Below are 16,677 nucleotides of genomic sequence, written 5' to 3'. Positions count from 1 at the left end.
ACCCAGCTCAAGGAAGCGAGGACCCGATGCTCAACTGGCTTTGCCCTGCCTTGCACCAGCCCGGCCTGATGCCTGCCAATAGTGCGTCCGCCGATACGAGAAACGCACTACCGGCGCACTTGGGCTGGCTGCAGCCGGCCATGCAGAGCGCCGGGCTGGACAGCCTGCTAAGCCATGGGCAAGGCCTAACCCTGCTGGCGCCCGACCACGCCGCTGTGCAGCAGCATCTGACCGAGCAAGGTCTGACGATGGGTGCGCTGATGGCGCAGCCTAAGCGGCTGCGCGCCCTGCTGCTGGAGCACCTGCTACCACTATCGCTGAGCGGCGACGCGCTGCTTCAGACCCGCCCGCTACCCAGCCTGGGCGGCGGTGCACTTCGTCTGCAGGCCGACGCTCTGGGCCCGTGCCTGATCGATGCCCAGGGCCATCGCGCGCGGCTGCTGGCCGGCGATCTGCGCTGGGGGGCGCTGCGCTTGCACCTCATCGACCGCGTACTGCTGCCGCCAACGCAGAGCCTGCTGGCGCTGCTGCAGCAAATTCCGTCACGCGGTGAGCTGGCCGAGGCCCTGCATCGCTGCGGGCTGGATGCGGTACTGCGCGCCAACGGACCTTTCACACTGCTGGCACCCAGCGATCAGGGCTTCAAGTTACTGGCGGGTCGCCTAGGTCTGCGCCGACGCGCTTTCATGAAAGACACCGAGCGACTTGGCCATCTGCTGCGCAACCACTTGCTTGGCGGGCGCTGGCTCAGCCACGAGCTGCCCTGGGGCGGGCAGTTGAACAGCGCTCAGGGACTGAACATCGAGTTCAGCCCGCTGGGCTTGGTGGGCAGCGGCGACACCGCCCAGCCGCTGCTGCCGGGCAGCGATCGCCAGGCCAGCAACGGGGTGCTGCATCTGCTGGCCGCGCCGCTGCTGCCGGCCGCGCCAGGCGTCCCCGCCCGCCGAACCTCATTCATCAACCACCACCACGAAGACTCCCATGCTTGACTGGTTCAAACGCCTGGCCCTGCTGGCCTCGGTCGGCCTGCTCGCCGCCTGCGGCGGCGGTGATGACCACCCGCCGACGGTCGTCGACATCGCCCGCAGCGACGCCCGCTTCAGCATCCTCAGCGAGGCAGTGGTCGCGGCGGATCTGGGCACCACGTTGTCCGCGCCGGGCTCCCTCACCGTGTTCGCGCCGACCAATGACGCCTTCGCCGCGCTGCTGACTGAACTGGGTGTCAGCAAGGCCCAGCTGCTGGCCGACAAAGCCCTGCTGACCGCAGTACTGACCTACCATGTGCTGCCGGCCAAGGTCGAGCGCGCGGCCATTCCGGCCGGCAAGCCCATCACCACGCTGCAAGGCGGCATCTTCAAGATCGAGGTCAACGGCGGTACCACCCGGGTAACCGATGGACGCAACCGCGTCTCGACCATCACAGCCACCGACATCCAGGCCAGCAACGGCGTGGTCCATGTGTTGGATCGAGTGCTGCTGCCGGCTGACAAGACCATCGTCCAGACCGCTAGCGCACTGCCCGATTTCAGCATTTTGGTCGAGGCCGTGGTCGCCGCCGACCTGGTCGGCACGCTGAGCGGTACCGGCCCCTTCACCGTGTTCGCCCCGACCAACGCGGCCTTCGCCGCGCTGCTGACCGAGCTAGGCATCAGCAAGGATGCCTTGTTGGCGGACAAAGCTCTCCTCACCAAAGTGCTGACCTACCACGTGCTGCCGGCCCGAGTGCTGAAGTCCGATGTGCCGGTCGGCCCGGCCATCACGACGGTGCAGGGCAACACTTTCACGGTCGATGCCAATCTAGACATCACCGATCGCAACGGCCGCAAGGCCAGGATCACAGCTACAGATGTGCTGGCCAGCAATGGCGTGATTCATGTGATCGACAAGGTCATCCTGCCAACGCTGTGAGCGTCGGTCGTCCCATTTCCCTCAACCCCAAAGAAAGCAGTACCCGATGAAAAAGTTCATTGCAATCAGTGCCCTGTCCCTGCTCGCGCTGTCGGCGCAGGCCAAGGACATCGTCGACACCGCCGTGGCGGCAGGCAACTTCAAGACTCTCGCCACGGCGCTGCAGGCCGCCGGCCTCGTCGACACACTCAAGGGCCCCGGCCCCTTCACCGTGTTCGCGCCGACCGATGCGGCCTTTGCCAAGGTGCCCAAGGCAGACCTCGACGCCTTGCTGAAGGACAAGGCCAAGCTGACCGCTGTGCTTACCTACCACGTCGTGCCCGGCAAGGTGATGGCCAAGGACGTCAAGGCCGGCAAGGTCAAGACGGTGCAAGGCAGCGAGCTGACCATCGCCACGATGGGAGGCGTCACGGTCGATGGCGCCAAGGTCACCGCCACCGACATCGCCGCCGACAACGGCGTGATCCATGTGATCGACAGCGTCGTCATGCCCAAGTAAGCCCAGTGGGGATCAGCGCGGCGGCTTGAAACGCTGCCGCGCTGCCACAACCTCGGCATGCGTCACGCATTGCGGGGCATGGTCGTTAATCAGGCCCATCGACTGCATGAAGGCATGCATGGTGGTGGGGCCGACGAACTTCCAGCCGCGCTTCTTCAGGTCTTTGGACAGAGCCTTAGATGCAGGCGACTCCGTCAGGTTCTCATGACCACCTGCCGGCTCGAAGCGCCAGATATAAGCGCCCAGCGAGCCCTGCTCGGCGATCAGTTCGATGACGCGCTGCGCATTGTTGATGACCGCCTCGATCTTGCCGCGATGACGAACAATGCCGGCATCCTGCAGCAATCGCTCGACGTCGGCGGCATCGAAGGCCGCCACTCGCTCGGCGTCGAAGCCTGAGAATGCGGCGCGGAAGGCCTCGCGTTTGGCAAGGATGGTGCGCCAGGACAGGCCCGACTGGAAACCTTCCAGACACAGTTTCTCGAACAGGCGCCGATCATCGGAGACAGGGAAACCCCATTCGGTGTCGTGATAGTGCAGATAGGGCGGCCAGTCGGCAGCGGCGGCACACCAGCGGCAGCGGGGCCGGCCATCAGCGGGAACATGCAGATTTGAATTCATGGGTGTCGATAACGTTCGGCCAAGTCGCGCAGAAAGCCCTCGCGCTCCAGAGTTTGCAAGGCCTGCAGCAGGCGCCGCGTGAGGGCCGGCGGCAGGTGCTTGGCCACCACCGCAAACTGTGTTTCTTCATGAAATGCGACCGGCGCCGCCCGCAGCCGCCCCGCAAACTCGGGCAGACTCAGCAGCGGCAGCAGGGTCATGTCTTGCCCGTAGACAACGTCCGAACGTCCTAGCATCAGCATGCGCAGCGCATCCTGGTCGGAGCGCGCAGCGTCGCTAAAGGGTACCCGGGCCTGCGTCAGTGTCTGCGCAAGCACCGAGCCCTGGGCCACCAGCACCGGCTTATCGATACCCGCGCCCCTGAGCTCGGCAATGCCGCGCAAGGTGGTCGGATCGTTTTGGCGCTGCACCGCCACATGCCTCACACGGTACAGCGGCACCGGCAGATAGTCCCATTGGCGGGCGCGCTCGGCCGTATTGAGCAGGCAGAAGAACACATCGATTTCGCCCTGGGCCAGCATGCGCTCGATGCGCCGCAGCGGCGTCAGCCGCCGCTGCCCCTCAAAGCGCAGGCCGGTATCCAGGCGCTCAACCGCGCCCACCACCTCGGCACAGATACCGGGCCGCGAACTGTCGCCGGGCGCATACTTGACGGGCGCGCCGCTTTGCGCCACGGTGCGCAGCACCGCGGGCTGTGCAAGGGCGGCCCAAGGCGCAAGGCCCAGCGCCGCCAGCCATGCCCGTCGTGTGATCGCGGGGTGTCTCATCCCTGTTTATGACTCTGCTTCCAATGTCGGCCAGGGCTTCAGCATAGCCGCCCGGCATCATGATGCAGCGCAGCAACCATAGAATAGTCACCATGGCTCAAGCTCAATTCACCTGCAGCGTTGTCGTGCAAGTCCTGCCCGAGCAGACTGAGGCCGAACAAGGCCAGTACGCCTTCAGCTACACGATCAGCATCGAGAACACCGGCGATGTCACGGCTCAGTTGGTGGCTCGCCACTGGCACATCAGCGATGCCGCCGGCCATGTGCAGGAGGTCAGCGGCCTGGCCGTGGTCGGGCACCAGCCGCTGCTGGCCCCAGGGCAGAAGTTCCAGTACAGCTCCTGGGCCCAGATCGCCACGCCGCAAGGCAGCATGCGAGGCCGCTTTCTATGCGTCACTGAGGACGCCGAGGTGTTCTACACCGAGGTGCCCGAATTCATGCTGGCCGACACCAGCACGCTGCATTGATGCGATTCAAGCGAGCGAACCGGGCCTGGGACCTGACGGCCCTGCTGAACGCGGCCGACCCTCGGGCCGAGCTGGCGGCGCGAAATCTCTGGCTGGTGCGTCTGATGGAGTGGCTGCGCCATCCGGTCAAGCGCAACGGCGAGGCGGGCCTGGAGGGCGGCAGCGAGCGCCCCTTGCCGCTGCTGCGCCTGAAGCATCTGCTCAATATGCTGGAGCGCAACCCGGCCCACGCCGAGGCTTTCGCTGGCGTGCTTGGAAGCGTCTGGCGCGACATCCAGGCTCTGGGCCTGTTCGCCGACGTCGGCTTTGCGTCGCGCATGGCCTTGTGGAGCGAGTTGCTGCACCGGCTGCGCCAGCGCGTGCTGCCCGACACGGTGGACACCCGAGAGCTCGGCGAGCTGTTCGGCCTGCTGTTCCCCGAGCCCGAAGATGCGCTGTGGTTGGCCGAGCTTGACGACGAACTGCTAGGCCGACTGGCGGCGCTATTCGGCCGGGCCGTGCCGGCTGGCGATGTTTGGCGCGAGCCAATGTTGGGCGGGTTGACCGTGCTGATCAGCGGCGTTGCAGCAGCCGGCCTGTCGGGCCCTCTGCGCCAGCGCATGGATCCCGAACTACTGAGCCACAAGCCTTTCACGCAACTCGGCCGCGCCACCGAGCAGTTCAGCGACGCACTGCAGCGCGCCGACCGCGCCGCGATGATGCCCGCGCTCCAATACCTTCGCGTGTTGCTGGACAGCTGCCGGCTGGCAGCCGAGAGCATTCCGCGCCATCTCGAAGGCTATGGCGTCTCGGTGGACATCATCTTCGAGGTCGAGCAGATGCTGGAGCGGCTGCGCCGCATCGAGACACTGCTGGACTGTCTCGTCTCGCCCGAGCCGCAGCGCGAGCTGGCGCGGCTGGTCGCCAACCTGGTGCGCGTAACCCATGCGCGGCGCAGCGTGCGGACCCTGTTCGCGCGGCACTATTCGATGCTGGCCCGCAAGGTGGCCGAGCGCAGCGCCGAGACCGGCGAGCATTACATCACTCGCAACGCCGCCGAGTACCGCGACATGCTGCGCCGTGCCGCCGGTGGCGGCCTAGTGATCGCCGGTACCACCTTCATCAAGTTTGCGGTCGGGGCACTATCGCTGTCAGCCTTCTGGGCCGGCTTCTGGGCCGGTGCCAACTATGCCGCCAGCTTCGTCGCAATCCATCTGATGCACTGGACAGTCGCCACCAAGCAACCGGCGATGACCGCGCCGGCAATGGCGCAAAAGCTCAGAGATATCGACCAGGACGAGGGCCTAGCGCGTTTTGTCGACGAGGTCGCCCATCTGCTGCGCTCGCAGATCGCCGGCATCGTTGGCAATCTGGCGCTGGTCGTGCCCATGGTGCTGGGCGTGCAACTGCTGAGTTGGCTCAGCTTCGGCGCGCCGCTGGTCGGTGTCAAGGACGCCGAGCATGTGCTGCACAACCTGACCTTGCTGGGACCCACGCTGTTGTTCGCTGCGCTGACCGGCACCCTGCTATTTGCCAGCAGCCTGATCGCTGGCTGGGTGGAGAATTGGTTTGTTTTCTACCGCCTCGACGCCGCGATTGCCTGGAATCCACGCATCGTCGCCCGCCTCGGTCAGGCGCGTGCAAAGCGCTGGGCAGACTGGTGGCGCAGCAATATCTCAGGCCTGACGGCCAATGTCTCTCTGGGCATGATGCTCGGTCTGGTGCCGGCGCTGCTGGGCTTTTTCGCGCTCCCCATCGAGGTGCGCCACGTCACGCTGTCGGCCGGCCAGATTGCAGCTGCCGCCGGCGCTCTGGGGCTGGAGGTGCTGCACCGGGCCGACTTCTGGTGGTGCGTGGCCGCCGTGCCGCTGACCGGCGCGCTCAATGTCAGCGTCAGCTTTTATCTGGCCTTCAAGGTGGCACTGCGCTCGCGCGGCATCATGCTGGCTGACAGGGCCCGCGTCAGCGGCGCGATATGGCGGCGCTTCAAGGCACAGCCGCGAAGCTTCTTCCTGCCGCCCAAGGCCAACTAGGGCTTGGGGTCGCGGTCCTGATCGGCGTCGCGTCGCTCGCCGCCCTTGCGACCGGAGAACATGGTCCACCAGACAATGAATATCAGCAGGGCCAGCGCGCCCAGGGCCTCCAGCAACAGCAATCCCATGTCTTTATCCACTCTCTCCTGGCGTGCCGGACTGGCGGCGGCGATTCTAGGCGCGCTGGCAGCCTGCTCCACGACACCCCTGCCGCCCATGCCGCCCGCGCCTGCGTCCGCAGCCGCGCCGAGCCCCACCACGCCCGCTGCGGCGCCGGAGCGGGAGCGCGCAACGCTCATGCGCGAACGCTCGCGCTGGCTGGCGAGCGGCTGGTCCGAGCTGCCCGGCTGGGGCGAGGACCGGGCCAGCGAGCTCTGGCCGGCCCTGCTGCGCGGCTGCGTAAGACCTGCCCCCGGCTGGACCAGCTTGTGTGCGCGCGCGCTGCGCGACCGGCCGGCCGACGATGTCGAGGCCCATCTGTGGTTGATGAAGCATCTGCAGCCCTACCGAGTCGAGAGCCTGGACGGCCAAGCCCAGGGCCTGGCGACCGGCTATTACGAGCCGCTGCTCGAAGCCACGCGCCGGCCGCAAGGCAGCTTCCGGGTGCCGCTGCATGCGGCGCCGCCCGATCTGCAGCAGCGCCGCCCCTACTTCAGCCGCCAGCAGATCGCCAACGAGCAGCGCGAGCGCCTGCGAGCGCAGGAGCTGCTCTATATCGAGGACCCTCTCGATGCGCTGGTGCTGCAGATCCAGGGCTCGGGCAGGGTACGGGTGCAAGAGAGCGACGGTCGCCTTCGCATGGCGCGGCTGGCCTTTGCCGGCCACAACGACCTGCCCTACCAGTCGCTTGGCAAGCTGCTGATCGAGCGCGGCGAGCTGCGCGCCGAGCAGGCCTCCTGGCCGGCGATCAAGGATTGGGCACGCCGCAATCCGGCCCGCCTGAACGAGCTGCTGTGGCAGAACCCGCGCTATGTATTCTTCCGCGAGGAGGCCCTGCCCGACCCCGAGCTTGGGCCGCGCGGCGCCCAGGGCGTACCGCTGACGCCAGGCCGCTCGATCGCGGTGGACCGCGCCAGCATCCCCTACGGCACCCCCGTCTGGCTGGACAGTAGCGAGCCGCTGTCCGACACGCCGCTGCGCCGCCTCGTGATGGCGCAGGACACCGGCAGCGCCATCGTCGGTGCGGTACGGGCCGACTATTTTTGGGGCTGGGGCGAGCAGGCCGAGGCCCAGGCCGGGCGCATGAAGCAGGCGCTGCGGTTGTGGGCACTGTGGCCGCGGGATTGATGCGCGACAGCATGGCCGCAGCACATTGCTCTTGCGCTCTCGATGTATATTGATGATGTTGATATCAACAATCAGGAGTACAGTATGGCAGTTCAGATCGCCAATCCCGTGGTGGTGGACAAGGTGGAACGCCTTGCCAAGGCCACCGGCCTGACCAAGACGGCGGTGGTGGAGCAGGCGCTGGACCGGCTGCTGATGGAACGCAGCGCCCCCCTTGCCTCGCCCGCCAGCCGCATGGCGGCCCTGCTGGCCCAGATGGACCGCATCCCCGATCGAGCGGATGCCTTTGACGCGCTCGAGTGGGATGCGCAGGGTCTGCCCAGGTGATCGTCGTCGACACCTCGGCCTTGGTGGCCATCGTTTTCGGCGAGCCCGAGCGCGAGACCTTCGTCAACGTCATCCAGCAGGCCGACAAAGCCTTGATCAGCACCGTCTCGGTGGTGGAAGCGCGACTAGTGGTGCAGGGCCGCAGGGGGCAACGTGCGGTGCTGTTGCTGGACGACCTCCTGCGCCTGCCGATGTTCGAATGGGTGGCGCCCGACGCCGCCGAGGCAGACACGGCCTATGCCGCCTTCGTGACCTTTGGCAAGGGCAGCGGTCACTCGGCCGGCCTGAACTTCGGCGACCTCTTCAGCTACGCCTTGGCCAAACGGCGCGGCCTGCCCCTGCTCTACAAGGGCGAGGATTTCGCCCAAACCGATATCGCCAGCGCCCTGGCCGCTTAGCCCCAACCCCGGCCACACCCTTGAAACGCTACCACTGCCATCTCGGCCGCGACATCTTCGTCACCGCCGGCACCGCCCGCGATCTGGCGCCCGGCGCCTTTGGCATCTGCGCGATCGGCGGCGGGGCCGAGGGCTGGGCGGTCGTGCATATCGGTCCAAACGGCGATGCCGCCGACTTGGGCGGCGAGTACTACTTCGCGGCGCCTGAGGAGGCGCTGGAATTCCTCAAGGAGCTGATTGAGCTGATGGGTGCGGCGCCCGAGTAAGCTGCTCGAATTCGCACAGAGGCACCGGTCGGCTAAACAGATAGCCCTGGTGGGCCTGACAGCCCTGGGCCAGCAGGAAGTCGCGCTGCGCCTCGGTCTCGACGCCTTCGGCCAGCACCTGCAGCCCCAGGCTCTGCGCAAGTGCGACGATAGTGCTGACGATCGCCGCATCCTGCTTCTCGGTTAGCACATTGCGCACAAAGCTCTGGTCGATCTTCAGCTGGTCAAGCGGCAGGCGCTTTAGATAGCTCAGCGAGGAATAGCCGACGCCGAAGTCGTCCAGCGAGATACCGACGCCGCAGGCCTGCAACGCGTTCATCTTCGCGATCATGCCTTCGACATCGTCCATCAGTAGGCTCTCGGTCAGCTCCAGCTTCAGCAGCTGTGAGCGCGCACCGCTGCGCGCCAGCGCGCGCTGCACCTGGGTGACGAAGTCGGGCTGCTGGAACTGCCGGGCGCTGACATTGATGGCCAGGCTCATACGCGCTAGCGCAGGGTCGGCCGCCCAGGCCACCAACTGCCGGCAGGCGCTGTCCAGTACCCACTGCCCCAGCGGCACGATCAACCCGCTCTGCTCGGCCGCTGGCACGAAGTCCAGCGGCGCCACCAGGCCTCGCCTGGGGTGCTGCCAGCGCAGCAATGCCTCGGCGCCAATCACCGCGCCAGCGCCGTCGACCTGGGCCTGGTAGAAAAGCTCGAACTCGCCGCGCTGCAGGCCTTTGCGCATATCGGCATCGAGCTCGGCGCGGGCGCTGGCCGCGCTCTGCATCGTCGGGTCGAAGAAGCGGATCGCATTGCGGCCGGCCGCCTTGCTCTGGTACATGGCCAGATCGGCCTGCTTCATCACGTCCTCGCTGCCCTGCGCCAGCGCATCGAACAGCGCGATGCCTATGCTGGCGGTGCAATGGTGTTCATGCAGGCCGAGCTCGTAAGGCTCAGTCAGCGCTTCCATCAGCTTGCCGGCCACGACCTCGGCCTCAGCCGCCGCCAGGGGCTTCTCGCCATTGAGCTCGGCAAGAATCACGACGAACTCGTCACCACCCAGCCGTGCCACCGTGTCGCTCTTGCGCAGGCAGGGCGCCAGACGCAGCGCCACCTGCTGGAGCAGCAGATCGCCACAGTCATGGCCGCGGGTGTCGTTGAGGGTCTTGAAATTGTCCAGATCGAGCAGCAGCAACGCGCCGCAGCGGCCGCTGCGCTGGGCCGCGACCAGGGCCTGCTGCAGCCGGTCCAGCAGCAGACGGCGGTTCGGCAGCGCGGTAAGCGGATCGTAGAACGCCAGTCGCTCGATCTCGGCGGCCGCCGCCTTGCGCTCGCTGATATCGCTGAACAGGCCCACGCAATGGGTGACCTCGCCCTGGGCATCGCGCACTGCGGTCAGGGTCAGGCCCATCGGAAAAGTACTGCCGTCCTTGCGCCGGCTGATCAGCTCGCCGCGCCAGCGGCCGCTACGCAGCAGCAGGGTACGGATCTCCGCGACGAAGGTACCATCGTGGCGGCCAGCGCCCAGCATCAGCGGCGTCTGGCCCAGCGCCTCGGCAGCGCTATAACCGGTGATCTCGGTGAACGCCGGGTTGACGCGCAGCATCTCATCCGAGGCGCCGGTGACGAACATGCCGTCCTGCGTCTCGAAGGCGATGGCCGCCAGGCGCAGCTCCAACTCATTGTGCTTGCGCGCGGTGATGTTATTGCCGGTGCCGCGATAGCCGCAGAAGGCGCCATCCGCATCGAAGACCGGCAGTCCGCTGATTTTGATCCAGCGCAACGAACCATCGGCCTGTGGCAGCTGGAACTCGAACTGATGGATGGGCCGGTGCTGCTCCAGATCCGACAGGTGCTGGTCCCAGGCCGGCTGCTCCTCGGAGGCCAGCGCCTGCACCAACTCGCGCGAGGTCCGGCCCAGCAGCGACTCGATGGCCCGGCCGGTCACATGGGCGCTGTTCGGCGAGACATAGGTAAAGCGCAGCTGCGCGTCGAGCTCCCAGAACCACCAGTCGGACGCGGCGGTCGCGAAGTCCTGGAAGCGCTGATCCTGGTGGCGCTGCAGCCCGTGCTCGCGCCGCAGCCGCCGCACCACCTGGCGCATGCGTAGCCAGTGCGCACCGGCCAGCAAGGCCAGCGCGGCCGCGCCGCCGCTGACCAGCATCATGGCCGGCTCCTGAGGAGCCTGGAGGGGACGAGCGAGGGGAAGTACTGCAACATGCGCGGGCCGGGTGAGCGAGATCGAACCAGGCACGCAGCGCGGTAACGCTGCCGGGCGGCGACCCCGCTGCCCTGGACCGCGGAAGCGGACGGTAGGCCGGAGGCTTTGCGACCCCGCTTTTCAGACGGGTGTGCCTTTGTCGAATGTGGGTAGATGCTAAGGCTTCAGGGCGACCGGGGCGCGCGCTTATTTAACGCTTGGGCCCCGCTTGAGCGGAAATAGAGTGCAGATTCTGATCCGCCATGCCCACCAGCAGGGCGCGGCCGTCCGGCAGCACCCGGAACTCGCCGAAGCGCGCCGCCTCGAAGGCCGCCGCCCGGCCCTCTTCGAAGAACCAGGCATCGCTGACCAGCACCCAGCGGCCGTCCTTGGGCGTCAGCTCCAGCAAGAGCTCGCCCTCGGCCAGCGCTGCGTCGCTGGCGTGCAGACGCAGCAGTTGGGCCACGCCGCTTGCGTCCTGCCGCGCTACCAGCCGTGGCCGCTGGCTGCCGAGATCCTGCAGCAGCGGTGTGTCCACGGCTGCAGGCAGCGCGAAGTTCAGCCGCATGAAGTCGCCCTGCATCAGCGAGCGCGGATCGACCGGCGCAAGCGCCACAAAGACTGGCCGACCCTCGCGGATCAGGCGCTCTTTCTGCCAAATCGCGCCGTTGGCGACCAGCAGCACCGCTGCCGCTCCGCCGAGCAGCACCCAGCGGCTGCGGCCGGCTGCGGCCGCCAGCCTTGATGGCGCGGGCGCCGGGGCCGAAGCCCGGCGCTGTGCCAGCCAACTCAACAGCCCCAGCAGCGCGCCCAGGCCCAGCAGCATCAAGGCCTTCTGGCCCAACGGCCAATGCAGCTGGTAGTAGAAACTACCGATAATCCAGGCCGCCGCCACGGCCGCAGCGCCGGCCAGGCGCCAGCGCTGACTGGCCGCCAGCTGGGCAAGCACGAACAGCGCACCACCCAGGCTGGGCAGCAGCCAGGCCAGCGCCGCCAGCACCGCCGCCAGCACGAGGAACAATGGCCGGCGGCAGCACGGCCAGCACCGCGCCAGCAGCAGCGCCCCGGCCAGCGCAAAGCCTAGCGAGCCGGCGCGCATCAGCAGCGGCAACCAGCGCTGCGACGGCGACAGCGCCCGCCCAACCTCAAGCGCCAACTCGCCCGCAGACGACGTGCCCAGCACACCGCCCACCAGAAACGTCATGCCAGCCAGCCAGCACAGCCCGGCAAGCGCCACCAGCACCCAGCCACTGGCCAGCGACTCGATCAGCCCAGCCCAGCGCACGCGAGCGCCGTCCAGCACATGGCGCTGCTGAATCCAGAGCGCGCCGGCCCAGACAAGCAGCAGCAGATGCGGCGCCAGCCATAACGACAGCGTGCCGCCGAGCAGATCGAACCAGCGCGAGGGCAGCAGCTGAACGCTTAGCAGTGCCGCCGCCGCCGCGCCCAGCAGCACCCGCAGCCAGGGCCGCTGCAGCCAGATCGCCAGGGCCAGCACCAGGCCCAGCAGCAGCAGGGCCGCGATCCTCATCGGCAAATCACGAAACAGAGCAAAGCCCAGCAGGCCGGCCCCCACCATCAGGGCCGGCAGCGCCAGCTGCTCGACAAACAGTGGCAAGCCCGGCCGACGCATCAGCGACAAGGCGCCCGCCAGCATGGCCGCGCCGACCAGATAGCTACCGGCCCCGCTGTCGAGCAAGCCGCCCACCAGCGCGAACACCATGCCCATCAGCGGGATCGCGGCGATCCAAGCGCCCAGCGCGGTCAGCAGCACGACCGGCCAGGGCCGGTGCTCGGTGCTGGGGGCCCGGGCGTCGTCGGGCAGCAGGCCTTCGGCGATGGCCGCCTTCAGCAGCATGTCGTCCCTCATGCCCGCTCCTCGTTGTAGTGGCGGGACAAGCGCAGGATGCCGCTAACGCTCGCGGCCAGCAGGCCCGAAGCCAGCAGCGCCACCAGCAGAAAGCTCCCCACATGGTCGCCCGCCCCGGAGAACAGCAGCCGCGCTAGGCCGAGCACCAGCAAGGCGTTCAGGCCCAGCGCCACCGCGCTGAGCGCGAACACATCGAAACCGCGTCGCGTCGCCAGCAGGCCGGCCGCCAGGCCCAGGATGAACAGGCCCAGACCGTATTGCGGTGCGATGCGCTCATAGAACAGGCCCACGCCGGCACTCAGACTCAGCGCAATCACCGCGAAAAAGGCCACCATCCGCAGCGACCACAGCCCCGCGCCGGTGAAGCGGCGCAGCGGCGGGCCCAGCCAGCCGCCGAGCGCCAGCATCGCGCCAAAGCCCAGCAGATGCACGCCCAGATCCTCGGGCCGGACCCGCCAGCTGCGCCCGGTATGGGTCTGGGTCCACAGCGAAATGCCGGTCAGCACCACCAGGGCCCAGGGCGCCCACAGCAGATCCGAGCGCACCGCAGCAGCCAGCGGCAGGCCCAGCACGGCCCACAGCGCAAACAGCTGCCAGGCATCGGCGCCGGTCTGGTAAGTCTGGCCGAAGAAGGCGAACAGTGCGCCGGTCGCCACAAAAGCCAGCAGAGCCAGCGGCGCGCGCGCGGCCGGTCGCAGCGCCGCGCCCACGCACAGCAGCAGTATCAGCCCCTGCAGCAGCGCGAAGCGCTCGAAACGGCCCAGGCCGGCCCAGTTTGCCGCCACCCACATCACCAGGCCAAGCCCGCCCAGCGCGGCCGCCAGCGCCGCGATGATGCGGGGCAGCCAGCGCTGCAGCAGGGCGGGCTCGTCGAAGAGGCCCGCCAGACGATGCAGACGCAGGGCCTGGGTGGAGGAAAGCCCGTGCAGGGCAGTCAGTTCAAAAATCCGGGCTCGCACATCCATGCCGCGCATCATGCCCGGCAATCAGATCAACGCGAAGGCAAAACCGAGCAAGGCGGTGCACAGAGGCAGCAGACCCAGCACCGCCTCGATGCGGCGGTCCAGGCGGGTCGGTGCCGGCTCAATCAGGTCTTCGGCAAAAGCCTCGCTGCGGTAGCTCGGAAAAGGCGTGGACTCGGACATGGCGTGCTCCTTATGCCGGGATCCGGCACAGCTGCACTGTCGAGGCGGCAGGTCTCAAGCAGATTGCTGCATTGTTGAGAGATTGTTTCGTTTGTAGCCGGCTTGTCCCCTGATTCGTCCTCTCGATGCGGGGTAGAAGTCGCTCACAGATCCGAATCTGAGGGCCAGAATCCAAGCCACCGCCTACGCAAACCAAGGAGCCTCTCCATGCCCCAACACCTTCGCCCAACCCTCGCGCTACTCGGCGCGTTTCTGCTTGCCGCAGCCCCAGCCCTGGCGGCCGAGCGCAGCGTCACCCTGAATGTTGCCGGCGCTGGCGGCGACGGCGCCGCGGTCGGCACCGTGCGCATCCTCGAGTCGCCCTATGGTCTGGTCTTCCATCCAGCGCTGAGCGGCCTGCCGCCCGGCCTGCACGGTTTTCATGTGCATGAAAAACCGTCCTGCGCGGCGGCCGCCAACGAGGAGGGCGTGATGGTTCCAGCACTGGCGGCCGGCGGCCATCTGGACCCGGCCGGCAGCGGCAAGCACGGCGAGCCCTGGGGCAGCGGCCATCTGGGCGACCTGCCGCCGCTGTTTGTTGCAGCAGATGGCACCGCCAGCCAGCCGGTTCTGGGGCCGCGGCTGAAACTGGCAGATGTGCTGAACCGTTCGCTAATGGTGCATGCCGGCGGCGACAACCATGCCGACCATCCTGCTCCACTGGGCGGCGGAGGAGCGCGCGTGGCCTGCGGGGTGATCGGGAGCTGAGCGCGACATGGTAGAAATTGCGTGGCCCACTTCGGAGTCGCGTTGGCGACGGTTTATCAACATAGACGAGGTGATGAAAACATGCCTGATCTCTTGATGACTCTTCTGCCAAGCCTGCGGGCGCACGGCGCGTGCTGGCTCACAGCGGCCGTACTGGCCGCCCCTGCCGTATCGGCTTTGGCCAGCTCGCAGACGCCCGTGCTCGGCTATTCGCCGGCGAATATGGACAAGCGGGTAAGCCCGCGCCAGGACTTCACCGGCTATGCGGCCGGCAACTGGCTGCGGCATACCGAGATCCCCGCCAGCGAGGCCGAGGTGGGCGGATTCACCCAGCTCGCCGCCAATCTGGATCGCCAGTTGCTGACCCTGATCAAGAACGCCGCCAATGCCACGGGCGCGCCGGGTAGCCCGCAGCAGCAGATCGGCGACTACTGGCGCGCTGCGATGGACCTGCAGCGCATGGATCAGCTCGGGCTCAAACCCCTGCAAGCCGATCTGGACCTGATCGACACGCTGCCCCTGCCAGCAGCGGCGCTGGGCCAGCTCTCGGCCCGGCTTGAGCTCGGCTACGGCGTGTCGCCCCTGCTCAACGCCTTCCCGACCATCGATGCCAAGGACAGCAAATCCTATCTGCTGCTGCTCGTGGCCGGCCAGCAATCACTGTCCCAAGAGGAGTACGCCAAGCCCGAGAACCAATCGGTGCGCGAGCTCTATCTGGGCCATATCAGCGCCATGCTTAAGGCGGCGGGCGAGTCCGATCCCGAGGCCAAGGCACGCACGGTGCTTGCCATCGAGACCGAGATCTCAGCCGCGCAGCTGACCCCCATTCAGGCCCGCGATCCGGGCATGACCTATAACAAGATGACGCTGGCCGAGGCGCAGGCCCTGATCCCGGCCATAGACCTTGGCGCCAAGCTGAGGGCCCTGGGCCTGCAGCCGCCGGCGCTGGTGCAAGTGCGCGACCTGGCGGCCATCAAGGCGGTGCAGCAGGTGCTGAGCAGCCGGCAGGCCCATGAGTTGCGCAGCCTGCTGCGCTGGCATGTACTGACCGGCCGGGCCTCGTCCCTGGGACGGCCCTGGCGCGACCTGGCCCAGGAGTTTGATCGCAAGCGCCAGGGCCTGCAGACCCTGCCCGAGCGCGAACGCCAGATCACTCAGGCCATCAACAGCCAGCTCTTTCACCCGCTGTCCAAACTGTATGTCGAGGCCTACTTCCCTGCCAGCACGCGCAGCGAGATCACGCAGATGGTGGCCCACATCAAGGATGAGTTCGAGCAGCGCCTGCGAACGAATCCCTGGCTCGACGCGCCGACCCGCAGCGCCGCGCTGGAAAAACTGTCCAAGGTCGACATCCAGGTGGGCTATCCCCAGCAATGGATAGACTTCAGCGGCCTGCAGATCCGGCCCGATGACCACTTCGGCAACACCCAGCGGGCCGATGAGTTCTCGCTGCGGCGCCAACTGGCCCGGCTGGGCCAGCCGGTGATCAACGAGCGTTTTGCCGACCCACCGTACACCACCCCCACCTCGGTGAACGCCGCATACGACCCACAGACCAACAGCATCGACATCACAGCGGCCATCGTGCAGCCGCCCTTCTACAGGCCCGGGGCCGATGCCGCCGTCAACTACTGCACCATCGGTGCGGTGATCGGCCATGAGCTGACCCATGGCTTCGACAGCAACGGTCGCCGCTACGGGCCAGCCGGCAATCTGCGCGACTGGTGGACGCCTCAGGCCTCGGCCGAGTTCGAGAAACGCACCGCGCTGCTTGTCCAGCAGTTCGGTGAGTTCATCCTGCTGCCGGGGCTCAAGCACAACGGCGTATTGACACTGACGGAGAACACCGCCGACCTGGGCGGAATCACACTGGCGCATGCGGCCCTGCACCGCCACCTGGGCGGCAAGGCCCAGCCCCACGTCGACGGACTGAGCACCGACCAACGCTGCTTCGTCGCCTGGGCTCAGATGTGGGCTTACAAAGCGCGGCCTGAGCGCATCCGGCAGTTGGCCGCGATCGACTACCACGCCAACAGCTCGCTGCGCGGCTTCGCGCCGCTGCTGCATCTGGACGCTTTCCACAAGGCCTTCGGGACCCGGCCGGGCGATCCGATGTGGCGAGCCCCCAAGGAGCGCGCGCGCATCTGGTGAGCGCGGCAGTGGCGGCGGACACCCTGGCAA

At 67.4% G+C, this 16,677-nt stretch carries 18 protein-coding genes and 1 riboswitch; of the genes, 11 read left to right on the top strand and 7 right to left on the bottom strand.

The features are described from left to right. Positions 1-26 precede the first annotated feature (26 nt). Genes OOZ63_RS01830 through OOZ63_RS01820 form a run of 3 tightly spaced genes read left to right on the top strand, consistent with a single transcriptional unit; the run spans position 27 to position 2,407 of the window. On the top strand, positions 27-989 hold the full coding sequence (locus tag OOZ63_RS01830) for a fasciclin domain-containing protein (protein WP_266003602.1): 963 nt from the start codon (positions 27-29) through the stop codon (positions 987-989). Continuing rightward, on the top strand, positions 982-1,908 hold the full coding sequence (locus OOZ63_RS01825; protein WP_266003601.1) for a fasciclin domain-containing protein: 927 nt from the start codon (positions 982-984) through the stop codon (positions 1,906-1,908). Before OOZ63_RS01830 ends, OOZ63_RS01825 begins: the two co-directional genes overlap by 8 nt. Positions 1,909-1,954: 46 nt before the next feature. After that, positions 1,955-2,407: a fasciclin domain-containing protein gene (locus OOZ63_RS01820; RefSeq protein ID WP_266003600.1), complete on the top strand. Its 453-nt coding sequence runs from the start codon at positions 1,955-1,957 to the stop codon at positions 2,405-2,407. A gap of 12 nt (positions 2,408-2,419) precedes the next feature. Here OOZ63_RS01820 and OOZ63_RS01815 read toward each other — a convergent pair whose 3' ends face one another. Next, on the bottom strand, positions 2,420-3,028 hold the full coding sequence (locus OOZ63_RS01815) for a DNA-3-methyladenine glycosylase I (RefSeq protein WP_266003599.1): 609 nt from the start codon (positions 3,026-3,028) through the stop codon (positions 2,420-2,422). Continuing rightward, positions 3,025-3,795, bottom strand: a complete 771-nt coding sequence (locus OOZ63_RS01810) for a substrate-binding periplasmic protein (protein WP_266003597.1) — start codon at positions 3,793-3,795, stop codon at positions 3,025-3,027. The genes OOZ63_RS01815 and OOZ63_RS01810 overlap by 4 nt, the downstream gene beginning before the upstream one ends. A gap of 92 nt (positions 3,796-3,887) precedes the next feature. On the opposite strand from OOZ63_RS01810, the gene apaG reads away from it, so the two are divergent. Next, positions 3,888-4,262, top strand: a complete 375-nt coding sequence (gene apaG / locus OOZ63_RS01805; protein WP_266003596.1) for a Co2+/Mg2+ efflux protein ApaG — start codon at positions 3,888-3,890, stop codon at positions 4,260-4,262. Next, on the top strand, positions 4,262-6,274 hold the full coding sequence (locus OOZ63_RS01800) for a site-specific recombinase (RefSeq protein ID WP_266003595.1): 2,013 nt from the start codon (positions 4,262-4,264) through the stop codon (positions 6,272-6,274). Before apaG ends, OOZ63_RS01800 begins: the two co-directional genes overlap by 1 nt. Here the strand turns inward: OOZ63_RS01800 and OOZ63_RS01795 are convergent. Continuing rightward, on the bottom strand, positions 6,271-6,402 hold the full coding sequence (locus OOZ63_RS01795; RefSeq protein ID WP_266003594.1) for a hypothetical protein: 132 nt from the start codon (positions 6,400-6,402) through the stop codon (positions 6,271-6,273). The two genes, OOZ63_RS01800 and OOZ63_RS01795, sit on opposite strands and share 4 nt — an antisense overlap. Between OOZ63_RS01795 and OOZ63_RS01790 the strand changes: the two genes are divergently transcribed. The 4 genes from OOZ63_RS01790 (at position 6,401) to OOZ63_RS01775 (ending at position 8,552) form a co-directional block, all read left to right on the top strand. Further along, complete coding sequence (locus OOZ63_RS01790; protein WP_266003593.1) at positions 6,401-7,561, top strand: murein transglycosylase A; 1,161 nt, start codon at positions 6,401-6,403, stop codon at positions 7,559-7,561. The two genes, OOZ63_RS01795 and OOZ63_RS01790, sit on opposite strands and share 2 nt — an antisense overlap. 84 nt (positions 7,562-7,645) lie before the next feature. Then, positions 7,646-7,888, top strand: coding sequence for a type II toxin-antitoxin system VapB family antitoxin (locus OOZ63_RS01785; protein WP_266003592.1), 243 nt, complete (start codon positions 7,646-7,648; stop codon positions 7,886-7,888). Beyond that, positions 7,885-8,286 (top strand): type II toxin-antitoxin system VapC family toxin, encoded by a 402-nt coding sequence (locus OOZ63_RS01780; RefSeq protein ID WP_266003591.1) that lies wholly within the window; start codon positions 7,885-7,887, stop codon positions 8,284-8,286. Before OOZ63_RS01785 ends, OOZ63_RS01780 begins: the two co-directional genes overlap by 4 nt. A 20-nt stretch (positions 8,287-8,306) precedes the next feature. After that, positions 8,307-8,552, top strand: a complete 246-nt coding sequence (locus tag OOZ63_RS01775) for a hypothetical protein (RefSeq protein WP_266003590.1) — start codon at positions 8,307-8,309, stop codon at positions 8,550-8,552. On the opposite strand, the gene OOZ63_RS01770 is transcribed toward OOZ63_RS01775, so the two are convergent. The 4 genes from OOZ63_RS01770 to OOZ63_RS01755 form a co-directional block, all read right to left on the bottom strand. After that, a complete protein-coding gene (locus OOZ63_RS01770) occupies positions 8,512-10,701 on the bottom strand; it encodes a putative bifunctional diguanylate cyclase/phosphodiesterase (RefSeq protein ID WP_266003589.1) in 2,190 nt (729 codons plus the stop codon). The two genes, OOZ63_RS01775 and OOZ63_RS01770, sit on opposite strands and share 41 nt — an antisense overlap. A 107-nt stretch (positions 10,702-10,808) precedes the next feature. Continuing rightward, positions 10,809-10,900: riboswitch (cyclic di-GMP riboswitch) on the bottom strand. 45 nt (positions 10,901-10,945) lie between these two features. Then, a complete protein-coding gene (locus OOZ63_RS01765) occupies positions 10,946-12,604 on the bottom strand; it encodes a GDYXXLXY domain-containing protein (protein ID WP_266003588.1) in 1,659 nt (552 codons plus the stop codon). After that, positions 12,601-13,569: a DUF2157 domain-containing protein gene (locus OOZ63_RS01760; protein ID WP_266003587.1), complete on the bottom strand. Its 969-nt coding sequence runs from the start codon at positions 13,567-13,569 to the stop codon at positions 12,601-12,603. Before OOZ63_RS01760 ends, OOZ63_RS01765 begins: the two co-directional genes overlap by 4 nt. Before the next feature lie 21 nt (positions 13,570-13,590). Continuing rightward, entirely contained in the window at positions 13,591-13,749 is a 159-nt protein-coding gene (locus tag OOZ63_RS01755) for a hypothetical protein (protein ID WP_266003586.1), read from the bottom strand. 207 nt (positions 13,750-13,956) lie between these two features. Here OOZ63_RS01755 and sodC point away from each other — a divergent pair, with 207 nt between their 5' ends. Next, positions 13,957-14,496 (top strand): superoxide dismutase [Cu-Zn] SodC, encoded by a 540-nt coding sequence (gene sodC, locus OOZ63_RS01750; RefSeq protein WP_266003585.1) that lies wholly within the window; start codon positions 13,957-13,959, stop codon positions 14,494-14,496. 96 nt (positions 14,497-14,592) lie between these two features. Beyond that, entirely contained in the window at positions 14,593-16,647 is a 2,055-nt protein-coding gene (locus OOZ63_RS01745) for a M13 family metallopeptidase (RefSeq protein ID WP_266003584.1), read from the top strand. Positions 16,648-16,677: the final 30 nt, after the last annotated feature.

The organism is Paucibacter sp. PLA-PC-4, assembly GCF_026241155.1.
Taxonomy (GTDB): domain Bacteria; phylum Pseudomonadota; class Gammaproteobacteria; order Burkholderiales; family Burkholderiaceae_C; genus Roseateles_E.
The sequence above is the reverse complement of the archived record's forward strand: the minus strand, read 5'-3'. Positions and strand labels throughout refer to the sequence as shown.